General features: G+C 70.0%; 10 protein-coding genes and 4 pseudogenes. 8 read left to right on the top strand and 6 right to left on the bottom strand.

Annotation, left to right across the window (positions count from 1 at the left end):
- Positions 1–849, top strand: a pseudogene (locus ACIRO3_RS36575) (beta-galactosidase); the annotation flags it as partial.
- Between the two features lie 85 nt (positions 850–934).
- On the opposite strand, the gene ACIRO3_RS36570 reads toward ACIRO3_RS36575, so the two are convergent.
- Positions 935–2,398, bottom strand: a complete 1,464-nt coding sequence (locus ACIRO3_RS36570; protein ID WP_404144047.1) for an RICIN domain-containing protein — start codon at positions 2,396–2,398, stop codon at positions 935–937.
- Between the two features lie 412 nt (positions 2,399–2,810).
- Here ACIRO3_RS36570 and ACIRO3_RS36565 point away from each other — a divergent pair, with 412 nt between their 5' ends.
- The 4 genes from ACIRO3_RS36565 (at position 2,811) to ACIRO3_RS36550 (ending at position 8,037) form a co-directional block, all read left to right on the top strand.
- A complete protein-coding gene (locus ACIRO3_RS36565; protein WP_404144046.1) occupies positions 2,811–3,737 on the top strand; it encodes a carbohydrate ABC transporter permease in 927 nt (308 codons plus the stop codon).
- 4 nt (positions 3,738–3,741) lie between these two features.
- On the top strand, positions 3,742–4,740 hold the full coding sequence (locus ACIRO3_RS36560) for a carbohydrate ABC transporter permease (RefSeq protein WP_404144044.1): 999 nt from the start codon (positions 3,742–3,744) through the stop codon (positions 4,738–4,740).
- An 85-nt stretch (positions 4,741–4,825) separates the two neighbouring features.
- Positions 4,826–6,157 carry an ABC transporter substrate-binding protein gene (locus ACIRO3_RS36555; protein WP_404144042.1) on the top strand — a complete coding sequence of 444 codons (1,332 nt, stop codon included), beginning with the start codon at positions 4,826–4,828 and terminating at the stop codon, positions 6,155–6,157.
- 290 nt (positions 6,158–6,447) lie between these two features.
- Positions 6,448–8,037, top strand: a complete 1,590-nt coding sequence (locus ACIRO3_RS36550) for a S8 family peptidase (protein WP_404144041.1) — start codon at positions 6,448–6,450, stop codon at positions 8,035–8,037.
- A gap of 119 nt (positions 8,038–8,156) precedes the next feature.
- Here ACIRO3_RS36550 and ACIRO3_RS36545 read toward each other — a convergent pair.
- A pseudogene (locus ACIRO3_RS36545) lies at positions 8,157–8,374 on the bottom strand (carboxyvinyl-carboxyphosphonate phosphorylmutase); the annotation flags it as partial.
- Between the two features lie 1,313 nt (positions 8,375–9,687).
- Between ACIRO3_RS36545 and ACIRO3_RS36540 the strand changes: the two are divergent.
- The 3 genes from ACIRO3_RS36540 (at position 9,688) to ACIRO3_RS36530 (ending at position 11,764) form a co-directional block, all read left to right on the top strand.
- Positions 9,688–9,861 carry a peptidoglycan-binding protein gene (locus tag ACIRO3_RS36540; protein WP_404144039.1) on the top strand — a complete coding sequence of 58 codons (174 nt, stop codon included), beginning with the start codon at positions 9,688–9,690 and terminating at the stop codon, positions 9,859–9,861.
- 510 nt (positions 9,862–10,371) lie between these two features.
- Positions 10,372–11,097, top strand: a complete 726-nt coding sequence (locus ACIRO3_RS36535) for an FHA domain-containing protein (protein WP_404144037.1) — start codon at positions 10,372–10,374, stop codon at positions 11,095–11,097.
- Positions 11,078–11,764, top strand: a complete 687-nt coding sequence (locus tag ACIRO3_RS36530) for a hypothetical protein (protein WP_404144035.1) — start codon at positions 11,078–11,080, stop codon at positions 11,762–11,764. Before ACIRO3_RS36535 ends, ACIRO3_RS36530 begins: the two co-directional genes overlap by 20 nt.
- A gap of 218 nt (positions 11,765–11,982) precedes the next feature.
- Here ACIRO3_RS36530 and ACIRO3_RS36525 read toward each other — a convergent pair.
- The 4 genes and pseudogenes from ACIRO3_RS36525 to ACIRO3_RS36510 all read right to left on the bottom strand — a co-directional run.
- Positions 11,983–12,087, bottom strand: a pseudogene (locus tag ACIRO3_RS36525) (three-helix bundle dimerization domain-containing protein); the annotation flags it as partial.
- Between the two features lie 9 nt (positions 12,088–12,096).
- Positions 12,097–13,941, bottom strand: coding sequence for a beta-N-acetylhexosaminidase (locus ACIRO3_RS36520; RefSeq protein WP_404144033.1), 1,845 nt, complete (start codon positions 13,939–13,941; stop codon positions 12,097–12,099).
- An 87-nt stretch (positions 13,942–14,028) separates the two neighbouring features.
- Positions 14,029–14,221, bottom strand: a pseudogene (locus ACIRO3_RS36515) (carbohydrate ABC transporter permease); the annotation flags it as partial.
- Positions 14,176–16,299, bottom strand: coding sequence for a beta-N-acetylglucosaminidase domain-containing protein (locus tag ACIRO3_RS36510; RefSeq protein WP_404144031.1), 2,124 nt, complete (start codon positions 16,297–16,299; stop codon positions 14,176–14,178). The pseudogene ACIRO3_RS36515 and the gene ACIRO3_RS36510, both read right to left, overlap by 46 nt.
- Positions 16,300–16,934 lie beyond the last annotated feature (635 nt).

Here is a 16,934-nt window from a genome sequence, read left to right as displayed (position 1 = left end):
CCCCTCGACGAGGCGGGTGACCCGACGGAGAAGTTCAACGCCTTCCGAGAGGTCATCGCCAAGTACGCCCCCGTCCCGACGGAGCCCCTGCCCGCGCGCGCGGCCAAGTTCACTCGGGAGGAGGTGGCGCTGACCGAGAGCATCGGTCTGCTGGAGGGAGCGCCCGTCCTCGGGGACGCGGTCGCGTCGAACCGGCCCCTGACGATGGAAGAACTCGGACAGGGCTACGGCTTCGTGCTGTACGAAACGAACCTGCCGCACGCCGGTCCCGCGCTGCTCCTACTGGAGCAGGTGCGTGACCGGGCCCAGGTCTTCCTCGACGGTCAGCCGGTGGGGGTACTGGAGCGGGAGTCCCACGAGCACTCCCTCACCTTCTTGGTGCCGCGCCCGGGCAGTGTCCTGACCATCCTCGTGGAGAACCAGGGCCGGGTGAACTACGGACCGGGCATCCACGACCGCAAGGGTCTGCTCGGCCGAGTGCTGCTGAACGGGTTCCCCCTCGTCGGGTGGACCAGCAGGCCCCTGCCGCTCACCACGCTGGAAGACCTACCGTTCGGTACCGGGTCGGTCGCCCCGACCGGCCCGGCCTTCCACCGCGGCACCTTCGAGGCGGACCGGACGGCCGACACCTTCCTCCACCTCGACGGTTGGACCAAGGGCGTGGCGTGGGTCAACGGCTTCGCCCTCGGCCGCTACTGGTCCCGTGGCCCCCAGCGGTCGCTGTATGTCCCCGGCCCGGTCCTGCGCACGGGAACCAACGAGGTCGTCGTACTCGAACTACACGCTCCCGACCACGCCCGAACCGTGGCCTTCCGCGAGACGCCCGACCTCGGCCCCGTCGAGGATTGACGGCCCCGACGGGCGCGTACGGCCGTGTCCCGCGCCGGGGGCGGGACACGGCCGCACGCGTGGTGGCGGGGCCGGGGCGGGGAGGTCAGACGTCCGCGCGGCGCCACCGCTGGTTGTCGCCGCCGTTGCACGTCCACTGGATGAGCGGCGCGCCGTCCGTCCGGGCCTGGTTGGTGACATCGAGGCACTTGCCGCTGTGCTGGGCGACGAGCCGCATCCCGTTCGGGCCGGCCTGAGCCGCCTTCCACCTCTGGCCGGGCGCGTCACCGCACGTGGTCTGTACGACGGCCGCGCCGTCCTCGGCGGACGCGTCCCGGACCGCGAGGCACTTGCCGCTGTGCCGCAGCACGATCCGTACCGTGCCGGCTCCCGCGCCCTGGAACCACACCTCCTGGTTGACGCTTCCGGCCGTGCAGCTCCACTGCACCAGGGCGGCTCCTTCCGCCACGGACCAGTCGGCGGCGTCGGCGCACTTGCCGCTGTGCGCGGCGGACAAGGTGTCCCAGTCGCCGGTGCCCCTGACGGTGCCGGCCTCCGCCGCGATGATGATCTGCGGGTAGTAGTCCATGGCCAGGGTGGTCCTGGTCGGGAACCTCAGCGGAAGCCAGATGTACTGGGAATCGTTGACCGTGCCGCCCGTCGAGTTGCCCCAGCGGTCGCCCATGTACAGGTATCCGGTGGCACCGGACACGCCCTCGACGGGCAGCACGTAAGCCGTCTGGGAACCGTACGTCCTGCTGTCGCCCAGGTCCCGCAGCCCGCTCCAAGTGCCGGTGATGCTGTCCGCCGTGCCGTACTTCTGCTGGTTGGGGGACCAACCGGTGGCGCCGGACGTCACCAGGAAGTACGAGCCGTCCCGCTTGAACAACGCCGGAGCCTCGCGCCACTGGCCGGCCCACAACTTCTGCACCCGGGTCTCGACCGCGGTGTAGTCCGCGCTGAGCCGGTAGACGTGGAGGTCCGCGTTCTCGTTGGCGGCGGAGATCATGTAACCGGTGCCGTCGGTGTCGACGAAGGTGGTGATGTCCCGGGACATGTGCCCCAGCGGTCGGAAGCTCCCGCGCCAGGAGTAGTCGCCGTCGACCGTGGAGGAGACGGCCACCGCGGCCCGGGCCTCGCTGTAGTCGGTGGCGCTGCCCTCCTTGTGCATCCACATGACGAACTGTCCGGTGGTGCGGTTGTACATGACCTTGGGGCGCTCGATGTTGGCCGTGGCCAGCTCCGGATCCGACGCCCGGGTCAGGACGTGGCGGCGGAACTCCCACGTCCTGAGGTCGGTGGAGCGGTACGCGGACACGTACCGGAAGCTGTTGTCGGCATTGCGGTTCTCGCCGAACCAGTAGTAGTACTCGTCCACCTTGACGATCCCTCCGCCGTGGGCGTGGACGGGGTTGCCGGCGGGGTCGGTGAACTGCGTCGCGTTGGTGACGGTGACGGGGGCCGGTGAGGCCACGGCGGTGCCGAGGCCGCCGAGGAAGCTCGCGATCAGGGCTGCCACGAGGGCGAACAGGGCAGCCAGGTATGGGGATGGGCGTCGCGTGGGTCGCATGGGTACCTCTCGCTGACCGGCGGGTGGGGGAGGGGATCGCAGTGCGCGCTGGGTCCCGCGAGCCGGTGAGCCGACAGCGGGGGGTGTGTGAAGCCGATGTGCCACTCTCGCTATGTTTGCGTAAACAGTGGATGGCTGGATGCGAGTGTGGGGAGCCGCACCGGGGCCTGTCAAGCGTTGGTGCGTGGATCGTCACTCATGGGTTACGGAGGGAAGTCCGTTCCGTACTCGACGATTTCAGCCACCGGCCGCGCGATGCTTGACGCTCCTCGGCGGGAAGTGTCACCATCTCGCTACCGATGATTACGTAAACATTTCTCATCAGGTCCTGCCCCATGCGGCCGATTCCGGCCCGGAGGCCGTCTCTTCCCTCCGATTGCGGACCTGTCGGTCACCGACGCAAGGACCCACCATGACGCTCCTGCCGTCAGCGGCACAAGCAGTCTCCCCATCCCGTTCTCGGCCCCGTGCGCGCGCACGGGGGAACGCCCTCGTCGGCTGGGGGTTCGCCGGCCCGTTCGCCGCGGTGTTCGTGCTCGTTTTCCTGGCCCCCATCGGTTACGCCTTCCAGCTCAGTCTGATGCGCGACCGGCTCATCGGCGGCACCGAGTTCGTCGGCGCGGACAACTACCTCCAGGCGCTGACCGATCCGCGGTTCTGGGAGGGATCCGCCCGGGTGGGGTTGTTCCTGCTCGTCCAGGTGCCGATCATGTTGGGGATCGCGTTGCTGGTCGCACTCGCCATCGACAGCGGCCGGTTGTACGGCAAGGCGTTCTTTCGTGTGGCGATCTTCCTCCCCTACGCGGTCCCGGCCGTGGTCGCCGGTCTGATGTGGGGATTCATCTACGGACCCAGATTCGGCCTGGTGGGCAACCTCAACGAGGCGTTGGGCCTCTCCCTCCCGGATCCGCTCTCCCCCTCACTGATACTCGCCTCCATAGGCAACGTCGTGACGTGGGAGTTCGTCGGCTACAACACCTTGATCTTCTACTCCGCGCTGAAGGTGGTCCCGCGTTCCCTCTACGAAGCGGCCGCGATCGACGGCGCCGGAGAGTGGCGCGTCGTCACCGCGATCAAGTTGCCCGCCATCCGCGGCGCGCTGGTCATCGCGACGATCTTCTCGATCATCGGCAGCTTTCAACTGTTCAACGAGCCCAGCATCATGCAGAACCTCGCTCCCAACGCGATCACGACCAGCTACACCCCGAACCTCTACACCTACTCGCTGGCCTTCTCCGGACAACAGCACAACTACGCGGCGACCGTCGCCATCGTGATGGGTGTTCTCACCGCGATCATCGCCTACGCGGTCCAGCTCCGCGGCATGCGGAAGGGCTGAGTACATGATCACGAATCCCGCCGACGCCCCGTCGGACACGGTGGAACGCCCCGTCCGCCCCCGCCCGGTACGGGACACGGCCGTCGCGCCCGGGCGGACCCCGGTGGCCCGGCCCCCGAAGGCACGGTCCCGTCGCCCCAAGCGTCCCCACACGCCGCTCCACCCCAGACCGAGCGTGCCGCTGACCCTGGTGACCGGGCTGGTCCTCGTCTACACCCTCCTTCCCCTCGTGTGGCTGGTCATCAACGCGACGAAGAACCAGCAGGACCTCTTCGACTCCTTCGGCCTGTGGCTCGGCAAGGACTTCCGACTCTGGGACAACATCACCCGCACACTGACCTACGACGACGGCGCCTTCGTCCGCTGGACGCTGAACACCCTGCTGTACGTCGCCGCCGGCGCGGGCGGCGCGACCCTGCTCGCCGTCCTCGGCGGATACGCCCTGGCCGTATACGAGTTCCCCGGCCGGCGCGCCGTGTTCGCGGTGGTCATCGGAGCCGTCGCCGTCCCCGGCACGGCACTGGCCGTGCCCACGTTCCTGATGTTCAGCGGCATGGGGCTGGCCAACACCCCCTGGGCGGTGATCATCCCGTCCCTCGTCTCGCCGTTCGGGCTGTATCTGATGTGGGTGTTCGCCGCCGAGGCGGTGCCTTCCGAACTGCTCGAAGCGGCCCGCATCGACGGCGCCGGCGAACTGCGCATCTTCTTCACGATCGCCCTGCCTCTGCTGAGGCCGGGCACCGTGACGGTGCTGCTCTTCTCCATGGTCGCGACCTGGAACAACTACTTCCTGCCGCTGATCATGATCAAGGATCCGGACTGGTATCCGCTGACCCTGGGTCTCAACGCGTGGAGCGCCCAGGCCCGGACCGCGGGCGGCGAGCCCGTCTTCGACCTCATCATCACCGGATCCCTGCTCACCGTCGTGCCGATCGTCGTGGTCTTCCTCCTGCTCCAGCGCCACTGGCAGTCGGGCCTGGCCGCGGGCAGCGTCAAGGAGTGACGCGCCCGGCACGGCCCTTCGTACCGAACCCCATGGCCCTTCGTACCGACCTCCTCTTCCGCACACCGAATCAGGAGCACCACCGATGAGAACGAACAGCCGCCGCCGGATCGTCGCCGCCGTCGCCGTGACGTGCGCCCTGGCCCTCGGTTCCACCGCCTGCGGGTCCTCGGATCCGGCGGACGGGAGCGCCGCCAAGGACGGGGCGTCCGCGCTCGAGGCGGGAGGGAAGGTGACGGTCTGGGCGTGGGAGCCCACGCTGAAGAAGGTGGCTGCCGACTTCGAGAAGAAGTATCCGAAGGTGGACGTCGAGCTCGTCAACGCGGGCACCGGCGACAAGCAGTACACGGCGCTGCAGAACGCCGTCGCCGCAGGCTCGGGAGCCCCCGACGTGGCCCAGGTCGAGTACTACGCCGTCGGCCAGTTCGCCATCGGCAAGGCCCTGGAGGACCTCGCCCCCTACGGCGCGTCCTCCCACGACCAGACCTTCACCACCGGCCCCTGGAGCGCGGTGCGCCACGACAAGGGGATCTACGCCCTCCCCATGGACTCGGGGCCCATGGCGCTGTTCTACAACAAGAAGGTCTTCGACCGGCACGGCGTCGCCGTCCCCACCACGTGGGACGAGTACGTCGACGCGGCGCGCGCCCTGCACAAGGCGGATCCGAAGCTCCACATCACGAACGACACCGGGGACGCCGGCGCCACGACCAGCCTGATCTGGCAGGCGGGCGGGCGCCCCTACAAGGTGGAGGGCACAAAGGTCGGCATCGACTTCGGCGACCCCGGCACCACGCGGTACGCGGGCACCTGGCAGAAGCTGCTCGACGAGAAACTCCTCGCACCGGTCACCTCCTGGAGCGACGAGTGGTACAAGGGCCTGTCCGACGGCAGTATCGCGACGCTGTCCACAGGCGCCTGGATGCCCGCCAACTTCGCCTCGGGTGCTCCCGCCGCCTCGGGGGACTGGCGCGTGGCACCCCTTCCGCAGTGGACGCGGGGCGCCAAGGCGGGTGCCGAGAACGGCGGCAGCTCCCTCGCCGTGCCCAAGGCGTCCAAGAACAAGGCACTGGCCTACGCCTTCATCGAGTACGCGACCACCGGGGCCGGCGCCACGGCTCGGGTCTCCGAAGGCGCCTTCCCCGCCACCCGGGCGGACCTGGAATCCAAGGCCTTCCTGGAGACCGCCTTCCCCTACTTCGGGGGCCAGCAGGCGAACCAGGTTCTGGCGGACGCGGCCCGGAACGTCGGCACGGGCTGGGCGTACCTGCCCTACCAGGTGTACGCGAACTCCATCTTCAACGACACCGTCGGCAAGGCGTACGTCTCGTCGACGCCCCTCGCCCAGGGGTTGGACGCATGGCGGAAGGCGAGTGCCAAGTACGGTGCTGAACAGGGTTTCAGCGTCGGGAAGTAGCACCGGAGTCGGCAGTGTGGAGGGCGGCCCGCGCGCGGTGGCGCGCGCCGCCCTCCTTTGCCGTCCTCAGTGGAGTGCCATCACCGAAGCGGCGGCACCATGAGGGGGCGGTGAGGGAGCTTTTACTTCGGCGCAACATGATGTTCGCGTAAACATGGGAGCCTGTTAACGGCGACAGTGTCGTGGTTCGACAGCTTGTCATGGGCATGGCCAGAGCGGGCCGTCCGTACGAGCGACCTCAAGCACTGTGCCATGCCCCGGTGTGCACCACCCAGGAGGAGGACCCCTCTATGTCAGTGATGCGTCACACCCGTCGACACGCGGTCGGCTTGGCCACGACATCCGTCGTGGCCCTCGCACTCGGCACGGCCCTCGCACTCCCCGCCTCGGCGGCCACGAGCAGCGCCCAGGCGCAAGGCGTCATCGAGAACGCGGGAGTCGCCGGCACGTTACCCGGCAGCTACATCGTCACCCTGAAGGACTCCGCAGCCCGCTCCACGACCGCCGCCGGCAAGGCCGTGGCCAAGCGGTACGGAGCGAGGATCGACCGGACCTACTCCTCGGCCCTCAACGGCTACTCCGCCCGGCTCTCCGAGGCCCAGGCGCGGAAGTTGGCAGCCGATCCGGCGGTGAGGTCCGTGGTGCAGAACAGCGTCGTCACCCTCGACGGCGTCGCCACCACCCAGCCCGACCCTCCGTCGTGGGGCCTGGACCGCGTCGACCAGCGGACATTGCCACTGGATCAGAGCTACAGCCCCCCGGACCAGGCCGGTGAGGGCGTGACGGCGTACATCATCGACACCGGTGTGCGGATCAGCCACAGTGACTTCGCAGGCCGCGCGTCCGACGGCTTCGACGCCATCGACAACGACAACACCGCCCAGGACGGCAACGGCCACGGCACGCATGTCGCGGGCACGGTCGCGGGCTCCACCTATGGTGTGGCCAAGAAGGCCAAGGTCGTCGGCGTCCGCGTACTCGACGACTCGGGATCCGGTACGGTCGCACAGGTCGTCGCCGGCATCGACTGGGTGACGGCGAATGCCGTCAAGCCGGCCGTGGCCAACATGTCCCTCGGGGGTCGCGCCAACTCCGCGCTCGACACCGCCGTGCGCAACTCCATAGCCTCCGGAGTCACCTACGCCGTCGCGGCGGGCAACGAGTACACGGACGCGGGCACCAGGTCTCCGGCGCGCGTCGCCGAAGCCCTCACCGTCGGCGCCACCAACAGCGGTGACGTCAAGGCCGCGTACTCCAACCACGGCAGCAGCCTGGATCTCTTCGCGCCGGGCGTTTCCATCGTCTCCGCGTGGAATAACGACGACCAGGCCTCCAAGGAGATCTCGGGTACCTCGATGGCCGCCCCGCACGTCGCGGGCGCCGCCGCCCTCCACCTCTCGCAGCATCCGCAGAGCAGTCCGGCGGAGGTCGCCGCGGGCCTCGCGGCCGCCGCCACCCGGGACGTGGTGACCGGCTCCGGACCCGGCTCCCCGAACCTGCTCCTGTACGTCGGTGTCGGCACCACACCGCCTGACCCGGGAACCCGCTTCGAGAACACGGACGACCACCCGATCACGGACCACGCCACCGTCGAGTCGCCGATCACCGTCAGCGGGATCGCCGGCAACGCGCCGGCCGCGCTGCGCGTACCGGTTGAGATCCGGCACACGTGGATCGGTGACCTGCGGGTCGATCTCGTCGCCCCGAACGGCGCCGTCTACAACCTGCGCACCCACACCGGCGGCAGCGACGACGACATCGTCCAGACGTACCGGGTGGACGCCTCCGCCGTGGTGGCCGACGGGGTGTGGAAGCTCAGGGTCACGGACCTCGCGGACGGCGACACCGGGAGGATCGACTCCTGGGCGCTCCTCTTCTGAGACGCGGGGGCGGGGGCCGGACCCGACGGCGTCCGCTGAAGCACGATGAACGGGTGGGGGTGGCCGGTGCACCGGCCACCCCTGCCGCGCGTGGGCAGCGGCTCGGCGAGAACGACGGCCCCGATCTCCTGGCCGTCCTGGTTGGCGGGCAGGCGTCCGTCTGTGAGGCGAGTTCGGCGAGGGCGGTGTCCATCGCCCGAGGGGCGGCGAACAGGCAGGGGGCGCTGTGGATCGCGACGTCGACACCGAGGTCGGTGAGCTCGCTGAGGGAGAGGCGGGGAGATGTGCCGCCGGCGATCTGGTTGAACGGCAGGGGCTTGTCGTCGACCACCTCGCGCGCCAACGCCGTAGTGCGTTCATCACAGAGGGTCCCTGCACCAGTCGGCTTGGCAGTCGCCGAGGACCGGCCGTGCGCCGTCCCGGCTCCGGCGGGTGCCGCGGCCGGGTTGCGTCCGCCCTGACGGCCGACCGCTTGATGGTATGTGTTGGGACCTGTTGGATTGTGGTCGAGTTCGCGGGTATTCTGGACCGCTGGTCGCCCCATCAGCGGTCATGTTCATGCCTGCCCTTCGCGCCCGTGTCCGCTCTCCTCGCACTGCCGTCGAGATCCGAGGCGATGTGTCTCCGCAACCACGAGGATGATTCATGTCCCACCCCTACCGCCGTCGCCGTTTGAAGGGTGTTGTCTCGGCCGAGCGGGTGGTGAGTGGCTTCGTGTCGATCGGCACTGCTGTAGCGAAGGCGCCTGCATCCCGCCCGTTCGCGACCGGCTTCGAGTCTGGCGGGCCGACGTCGTGACGGTGCGTGGGAGAGGCCGCTGTCCTCGTGTCGGCGGCACGTGGGTGAGCCCGTTCGACGGTCTCCACGATCACCGACAAGGGCCAGGGAGAGACTTCAGTGAGTGATGAACGCTGCCCGGGTTGTGGGACTCTCGGCGCCGACTGCGGCTGCGGCTGTGACCCGACCGCGGGTTTCGACCCCATGCGCATCCGTCCGTACGTGACGTTGCCCGACCCCGGCGAGCCGGAGGTCCCTACGAACGCGCCACCGGAATCGGGCGCGGTGGCGGCGCCGCACTGGGACACCCCGGCGTACGGGGTCCCCGTACCGCCGGCGCACCCGGCGCGGCAGGAACCCGACCCGCGCGCCGCCGACTTGGTCCTCCGCCGGCCGGCCCGCCGGGTGCCCGCCCCGGGGACGGGTGAGCCGATCCCCGGTACGAGGAGGGCGGCCCGCGGATCCGAGGAGCGCACCATCCGGGCTTCCCGGCGGCCGGCTCCGCTGCTGCTCGTCGCCACCGTGGTGATCGCGGTGGGTGGGACGGCCGTGACCTTGTGGACACCGGCATCCTCCGGCGACGACGTCATGCTGCCGGATGCCAGGCCATCGGCTCTCACGACGAGCGCGGTCCTGCCCGGGTCCTCCCCGACACCCTCCGCGAGACCGCCCGGCACTTCGCTCTCCCCTTCGCGTTCCCCGTCCCCGAGGGCCTCCCGCTCGGCGTCACCGTCCACCTCTCCCGACCCGTCCCGCTCGCCGTCCCCCTCTGCTTCGCCGAGCCCGTCGCCGAGCGCGAGCCGTTCCCCCAGACCCAAGCCGCCGCCGCCCCCACAGGCGCCCACCTTGCGGTACGGGGACTCCGGGCCAGAGGTGAAGAAGCTGCAGAGACTGCTGTCCGCGCAGGGCCTGTACAAGGGCAAGATCAACGGCCGGTTCGACGCGGGGGTCAAGCAGGCGGTGGCGGAGTTCCAGGTCGACAGGGGCGTCGATGACGACGGTCGGGGAACCTACGGGCCGGCGACCCGTCGGGCCCTGGAGGGATAGGGCCGCGCCTTCGGAGGTGGCGTGGACCTCACCGGATGCTCGGCCGAGGCTCTTGAGCCAGGCAAGCCGTGCCCCGAGGGCTCTCTCGGGAGTGTTGCTGCCGCGCCGACGAGATGACCCTTGAAGCGTGTTCGAGGCGGACCGTCCGAGTGAAGAAGACCTCCGAGCGAAGAAGACCACATAAGAGACCTGCAGCGATGAGGCAGGGAGAAGGGGGAAGCGCCAGCCATGCCGACCTGCCCGTATGGGCACCAGTCCGCCTCCGGCGACTGGTGCGAGGTCTGCGGCCACCGCATGGCTGCCGCGACAAGCGCCCCCGCGGCGCCTTCCTACGGCTACCCTCCCACGGCCGGTGAGCCGACCGCGCGGGCGGAGCTGTGCCCGCAGTGCCGGACCCCTCGCGAGGCCATGGCCCCCTTCTGCGAGCAATGCCGGTTCAACTTCCTGACGCATGGGTCGACTTCACATGTCAGCCCGCCGGCCGAGCCGCTCCGGCAAGAGGACGACTGGATGCTGCCGTCCCGCTCGCACGAACAGCATCCGCACTACCAGCAGTTCCAGGAGCCTCACTACCAGCAGTCCTTTCAGCAGGAGTACCAGCAGCCGTACTACCAGTACCCACCTCTTCCGGAGCAGCAGGAGTACCGGCAGCCTCTGCCCCAGCAGTACCAGCAGCCGCAGTACCCGATGGAGTACCAGCAGGTCCCGCAGTATCACCAGCAACAGCAGGACTACGGGGCCCAGGGTCAGGCCCCGGCCCCCGGCGGCGGACCCTGGAGCGCGACGGTCGCCCCCGACCGCTCGTACTTCATGGCGATGATGCGGCGCAGCGGCCCCGAGGCGGCCGGGTTGAACCTGCCCGCGTACTCCCCCGAGCAGCACCTCGCGCTCTCCGGGGGTCAGATCACCATCGGCCGGCGGCGCGGCTCCTCGGGCGAGTCCCCGGACATCGACCTCTCGGTGCCCCCCGAGGACCCGGGCGTCTCCCACCAGCACGCGGTGCTCGTCCAGCAGCCCGACGGGAGCTGGGCGGTGGTGGACCAGAACTCCACGAACGGCACCACCATCAACGGCGGTGAGGAACCGATCCAGCCGTACGTCCCGATCCCCCTCGGTGACGGCGACCGGGTCCACGTCGGCGCCTGGACCACGATCACCGTCCGGCGCGGTCAGGCCGGAGGCGGCCCGAGCGGCGGCTCGCAGTGGAAGGGAACGGATGTTCAGGACGCTGCTTGACCAGTGGACGGCGAACCAGGAGCAGAAGCGGGAGATCGCTGCCCAGAAGTGGGAGCAGGAGAGGCGCTGGCGGGAGGAGGACCGCCAGGAGAGGCGCAAGAGGGAAGCAGCGGAGAACCGGCTTCTGCTGCAAAGACAAGCGGAGCAGAGGGCGGAAGCGGAGCGCCGCAAGGAGACGGACGCGTTCTTGACGCGCTGGCACCTGGACGTCATGAAGAGGGCTGCCGCGGTGTCCTACGTGTCGCTGGTCTGCCACGAGAACACCTGGACGTTCCTTGCTCACACGTCCTTTGGCAACTGGGCGCCCACGTGGACCACGAGCACGGTGCAGGATCGGGCCGGGCGTGGCGCACCGGGCCCGAGGGACAAGCCCTTCAGCAAGGACCCCAAGCTGTCCGCGGGCCGCATCACGAAGTTCGACAACGGCATACAGCGGATCGAGGTGTCCGGAGACAACCTGGTGAGGATCCTGGACAAGCTCTGGGACAACTCGTTCGGGTCCCACCTGTACGTCGCCATGACGGACACCTCTCCCAACAGGGCCTGGTGCGGTCCGCTGTACAAGCGGTTCAGTGACTGGCTCGAAGAGGTGGAGGCCCTGCCGACTGATGCCCTGGGACACAGCCTGGTGCTCGACGAGAGGGTGCCGCTCGCGGACCCGAGCTGAGGCTTACGGCGCCGCCGGAAGGTGGACGACATCGACCGCGGTCCTGGACGGTGTCGCCGGGGACGGGCGGGCCCGGGTACGCATGCCGGCGAGCCGAAGCGGCCGTCACCGCGCGGACCGCTGACGGCCGCGTCATCGGCGAGCGGCGGCGCGGCCCGTCCGGCCCGGCGCGTCGATCGAGGACTGTGGTGGGAACCCCTGCCGAGAAGGTCGCCGGCCCTGCGTTCGGGGAGGACCGGCAGGTAGGTGCGCACCCGGGCGTACCGGAACTCGTCGTAGGCCGTCCCCACGGCGCTGCGGACGGCTCCGGTGTCGAGGCGGATACGGGTTTCTCATGGCCGCCCGCTGAGAAGCGGCTTGGACCGTGCCAGACATGGCCGGCTTGCCTTGGCGCCCTTGGTGGCCGAGGCGGCGGTGAGCACGAGGCCGCTTCGAGCGGAGGTGATGGTGTGCGCACCCTCCACGGCCTTCGTGACACCGGGCCAGGGAATGCCGGGCGCGGGATGATAGCCGATACCGGCCGCGGTCCACCGCGGTCCCTGCTGGGCCAGGCGCCTGCGGAAGTCCTTCCAGTCGCGGGCGGACTGCGGAGTCCAACCGACCTCGGCGATGGCGGGCAAGCGGGGGAAACTCATGTACTCGGCGTAAACGTGGGGTTCGGGCCAGCGGGTGGTGGGGGTCGGCAGTGCGTCGCTGCCCTCGTAGGCGCGATCCGCCCACAGCGCGGCCTCGACGCCGGCGATCTGCCCGGCGGGGACGATCGAGCCGGTGCCGTCCGGCTTGGCGGTGGCCTTCGCCGGGTCCCACTCGTAGGACCGCCGCACCGGCACGTAGCCGGACCAGCTCAGCCCGTAGGGGGTGGACTCGTCGTACTTCATGTCCAGGTAGGCGTGGTCGGAGGGCGACATGACGAACCTGGCGCCCTGCGCCACCCCGCTGCGGACGAAGCCGATGGTCGCGGTCTCGTCGGCCGTGCCGATGCTCTCCCGGTCACCGTCCTCACCCCAGTACTGCATCAGGCTGCCTGCGGGGATCGCGGCCTGACCGAGCTGGTGCCAGCCCATCACGATCTTCTTCCGTGAGGTGGTCGCCGAGGTGGCCGCCTCGACGTACGCGGCGTATTGGGACGGGGTCGCCTGCGGGGTCTCGTCACCACCGAGGTGGATGTAGGGACCGGGCGTCAGCTTGGCCACGGGCTCGATGACGGTGCGCAGAAAGCGGGTCGTGCGGGCCGTGTGCCGCTCGTCCTCCAGGCAGTAGAGGCTGATGCCGACCTCGAATCCGGAGTAGGGAGGCTTCGCCTTGTCGTCACAGTTGAGCCCGGGCACCGAGGCCAGCGCGGCCCGGGTGTGGCCGGGCCCGTCGATCTCCGGTACCACGGTCATGAAGCGGGACCGCGCGAAGGCGACGATCTCCTTGTAGTCCGCCGCCGAGTAGTACCAACCGCTGCCGTGCGTGAAGCCGCTCTGCGTACTGGCACCCACCTCGGTCAGTTCCGGAATCGCGTCGATCGCGATGCGCCAGCCCTGGTCGTCGGTCAGGTGCAGATGCAGAGTATTGATCTTGTACGCCGCGGCCTGGTCGATGTAGCGCTTGACCTGGGCCACGGGGTAGAAGCGGCGGGCGACGTCCAGCATCACGCCTCGGTACGCGTACCGGGGCGAGTCGGAGATCCGCACCGGGGAGACGGTCCAGGGACCGGGCACTCCGTTGGGAGACTCGACTGCGGCCGGGAGGAGTTGGCGCAGCGTCTGCACACCGCGGAACAATCCCTCCGCTCCGTGGGCCCTCACCACGACTCCGTCCTTGTCGGACGACAGCGTGTAGCCCTCGGCGCCGAGCTTCTCGGGGCCGTTGGGGTCCAGGACGACGGCCTGCTTCTGCGGCCGCGAGACCGTGACGACCGGCAGGGTCCGGCCGGTTGCCGGGGCGAGGACCTTGGCCAGGTACGTGCCGACCGCCAGTACGGCGGGTTTCTTCGACAGGACGGCGACACGCGTCCGGGGGGTGAGGGTGAATCCCTTGCCCGCCATCGGCAGGTGGGACACGGGCTGTGGCACGAGGGCCGAGGGGGCGGCCGGGGGCGGAGCGGTCGCCGCCTCGGAGATCGTGGCCGACAGCGGGAGAGTGAGGACGACTGTGGCGAGACATCGGCCTCGTCGGCGCAACCAGCGCATGGTTGACTCCTTCGGACGGTGGTACACGGCGCCGCCCGCGTAGTGTCACCGGAACGGTGTAGTTGCCGATGAAACTGTTGATGCCGACAGCGACGTGGGCTGGAACATCGGCGTGACGAGCACCAGCAGGAGGAAGGCTCTGCGGCTCCGCAACCTCATGCGCGCGGTGTAGTACGCGGCGGGGATGGCGACCAGCAGGACGAGCAGGGTGGATCCCGCCGGCGACCGGCAGCGTCACCCGGAGGTTGTCCCCGAGGTGATACTCGCGCCATACGTCGACGCACCTACCGGGGCCCCGCCCGAGACGCGGGGGCCGCCGAAGTGGCCCGGCTCCTGGGCGTTCTCGCTGTCCGTTGACCCCACGACATCGTCCGCTCGTACGAGGAAGACGTCCAGGACGCCGTCGCCCACCCTGGGCTGCACGCTGCCCCACGTGTTGCGCGCGGGCACGACGCGTACGGCCTTGGCGCGCTCCCGCAGGGCCCGCGACTCGGCCAGCAGCCGGTCCGCCGTGCCACTGTCGCCGGTACGGCGTGCGTCGAGCGCGTCGAGCGTCCGAACCATGGCCTCGCCCCACAGCGCGGTGGCATCGAGCCAGGGCGCCGCGTCGCGCGTGAACCCCGGCTCGACCCGGCCGCCGCGCACGGTGGTCGGTGCCTGCCGGATCGCCTCCGCGTACGTGCGCAGGTCCCGGACGGCCGCGGCGCGGTCACCCTCGTCCCAGTCCCTCCAGAACCGCGCCACCCGCCGGGTGAGTTCGGGCGCTTGAGGCTGCCAGGGCGTCCCCCCGAACGTCGGCGCCAGGTGCTGGAGGTCGCCGACGACGAGCAGGGCCTCCGTTGACGGGAGATGGCCGCCCGCCAGGTATTCCATGGCGCGACGATGGTTCCCCGCGGCGTCGTACGCCGTGTCGTTCCAGGTGAAATCGGCCACCCCGAAGACGGCGACCTTGGAGGCGTACGGCTGGTTCATCGGGTTCGCCACGATGCCGGACAGGTGCCGCGACAGGCCGGGTTCCCGCTTGTCGTAGGGAGCGAGCAACAGACGCCCGCTCGTGTTGGCGAAGTCGTTGACCGGATAGTTGTCCCAGACGAAGACCTTGCGTCCGAACAGGGCGGACGCGCGATCCGCGTCCTCCGCGGTGATCTTCGGTGGTACGACGTCAGTGCCCGTCCACATCACCACGACCGCCGGGTCCAGTGTGGAGCGCAGCGTCTGCTTGTAGGCGGTGTCGATCAGGTCGCCGTACTCCGTGGGCACCGTCTGAAGCGGCTCGGTTCCCGAGTGCGTGGCGACGAAGTCGTACTGCACGTCGTTGAGCAGGTCTGCCTGTGCCCGGGCGGCCGAGGCGCGTCCCGGCGCTCCGTACGCGGCCCTGTCGCCCTCGCAGTTCCACCGGGTGTCACTGATGTCGTCGAGCGGGATGGAGAAGGCCCGGGTGCCCAGGTCGTGGAGGGCCGCGAGTTTGGCCTTGAGTGCCTTGCGGTCCTCCGGGTCGGAGTAGCAGATCGATTCGCCGGGCGAGACGGCGAAGGTGAACCGGACATGGTTCGCCGCCGCGCGCCGCACCAGCTCGCCGAGGTCCGCGAGCTTGGCCGCCGGGTAGGGATCGCGCCACCTGCCGCGGTGGTAGGGGTCGTCCTTGGGCGCGTACACGTAGGTGTTGGCCTTCACGTCGCCGTGGAAATCCATCTGATCGAGGCGTTCGGCGTGTGTCCACGGGAGGCCGTAGAACCCTTCGACCGTGCCGCGCAGCGCCATGGCGGGGAAGTCGCTGATCTCGGCGCCCACCACCCGCCAGTTCGGGTGGTCGCCGCCGTCCTCGAACCGGAAGAGCCGGCGCATCGTCTGCACGGCGTAGAACTGTCCTGCCGCGTCGTGCCCACCGAGGGTGACCTGCCCGTGCCGTCTGCTGCCGCGCACGCTCAGCGCGTAGCCCTCGGCCCGGTCGGGTACCGCGGTCCCGGTCAGGGCCGCGGCGATGTCAGGACGGTCAGCCGGACCGAGGAGGACGGTGAACAGGTTCCGGGGCGCCGAGGGGACGGCGTCGGGAACCACGATGTCCACGCGGTCGGCGCCGTGGGCCTTGAGTTCGGTCACGAGGCGGTCGCGGGCGGCGGCGTCCGTGCGGTCGTCGGCGACGACGAGGACCCGACCCGTGACGGCGGCGATGTCCGGGGTGCCGGCGCCGGACCGGGGGACCGGCGTGATCGGCGGCAGCGGGATGGGCGAGACGCCGGTCGCGGCGATGGGCGGAGGCGCGGCCCGGGCCACCGTGGAACCGGGGGCGAGGACGCCCAGGGCGAGGGCGACGGCAAGGGCCACGTGTGCTCCGACGACGGCCCTGTGATTCTGCATGAGATCTCCCAGAGTGGTCTAGACCACATTCCGGTGCTCCAAGCTATCGCTGTTCTCCCGCCCCCGGCAACGGTGCCGGGCGACGAGATCCGGCCTTCTTCGGGGTGTCGCGGGGAAGCGTGTCACCGGAGCCGATTCCGCGGGCGGCGTTCGACCGCGCGGGCCCACCATGGAGCGGCGGACCGCTGGTCACGTGTGGGGTGCTGCTTCCGCTGACGGGCGGAAGTCCCTGCGGGCCGGTCGGCCCGCCGACTGAGAGCCGCACGCGCGGTCACCTTCTGCGGCTGCTCCAGACGATGGCGGCGGCCAGGACGAGTGCCGCGCGGGTGTGGTGCGCGTCGATCGAAAGCCGACCGCGGCCTGATGCGGCCGCGGTCGAGGCAGCGGTGCACCGCAGCGTCGGGGGCAGGGCGGTGACAGTCGTACCCTCAGGGCCGGCGACTTCCCGGCGGCGCCGCCGGGAAGTCGTCTCCGGGCGCCAACGGTGCGGCTGCGACGGAACGTTGCGTCCCCTCCTCCGGGACGGGCTTGCCATGCCGTGCGTGTTTACGTAAACATGCAGGAGTGGCGCGAGTCCCGCGCACCCGTTCAGCTGAGGAGCACGCGCATGCCTCTTCTCCGGATCGATGATGACG

The organism is Streptomyces sp. NPDC102278, assembly GCF_044766345.1.
GTDB lineage: Bacteria > Actinomycetota > Actinomycetes > Streptomycetales > Streptomycetaceae > Streptomyces.
This window is presented reverse-complemented; position numbering and strand designations above follow the sequence as displayed.

Bases quoted from the DNA above. Each gene is read 5' to 3' on its own strand.
- ACIRO3_RS36570 (WP_404144047.1), bottom strand. From the start codon at position 2,398: ATGCGACCCACGCGACGCCCATCCCCATACCTGGCTGCCCTGTTCGCC.
- ACIRO3_RS36565 (WP_404144046.1), top strand. From the start codon at position 2,811: ATGACGCTCCTGCCGTCAGCGGCACAAGCAGTCTCCCCATCCCGTTCT.
- ACIRO3_RS36560 (WP_404144044.1), top strand. From the start codon at position 3,742: ATGATCACGAATCCCGCCGACGCCCCGTCGGACACGGTGGAACGCCCC.
- ACIRO3_RS36555 (WP_404144042.1), top strand. From the start codon at position 4,826: ATGAGAACGAACAGCCGCCGCCGGATCGTCGCCGCCGTCGCCGTGACG.
- ACIRO3_RS36550 (WP_404144041.1), top strand. From the start codon at position 6,448: ATGTCAGTGATGCGTCACACCCGTCGACACGCGGTCGGCTTGGCCACG.
- ACIRO3_RS36535 (WP_404144037.1), top strand. From the start codon at position 10,372: ATGCTGCCGTCCCGCTCGCACGAACAGCATCCGCACTACCAGCAGTTC.
- ACIRO3_RS36530 (WP_404144035.1), top strand. From the start codon at position 11,078: ATGTTCAGGACGCTGCTTGACCAGTGGACGGCGAACCAGGAGCAGAAG.
- ACIRO3_RS36520 (WP_404144033.1), bottom strand. From the start codon at position 13,941: ATGCGCTGGTTGCGCCGACGAGGCCGATGTCTCGCCACAGTCGTCCTC.
- ACIRO3_RS36510 (WP_404144031.1), bottom strand. From the start codon at position 16,299: ATGCAGAATCACAGGGCCGTCGTCGGAGCACACGTGGCCCTTGCCGTC.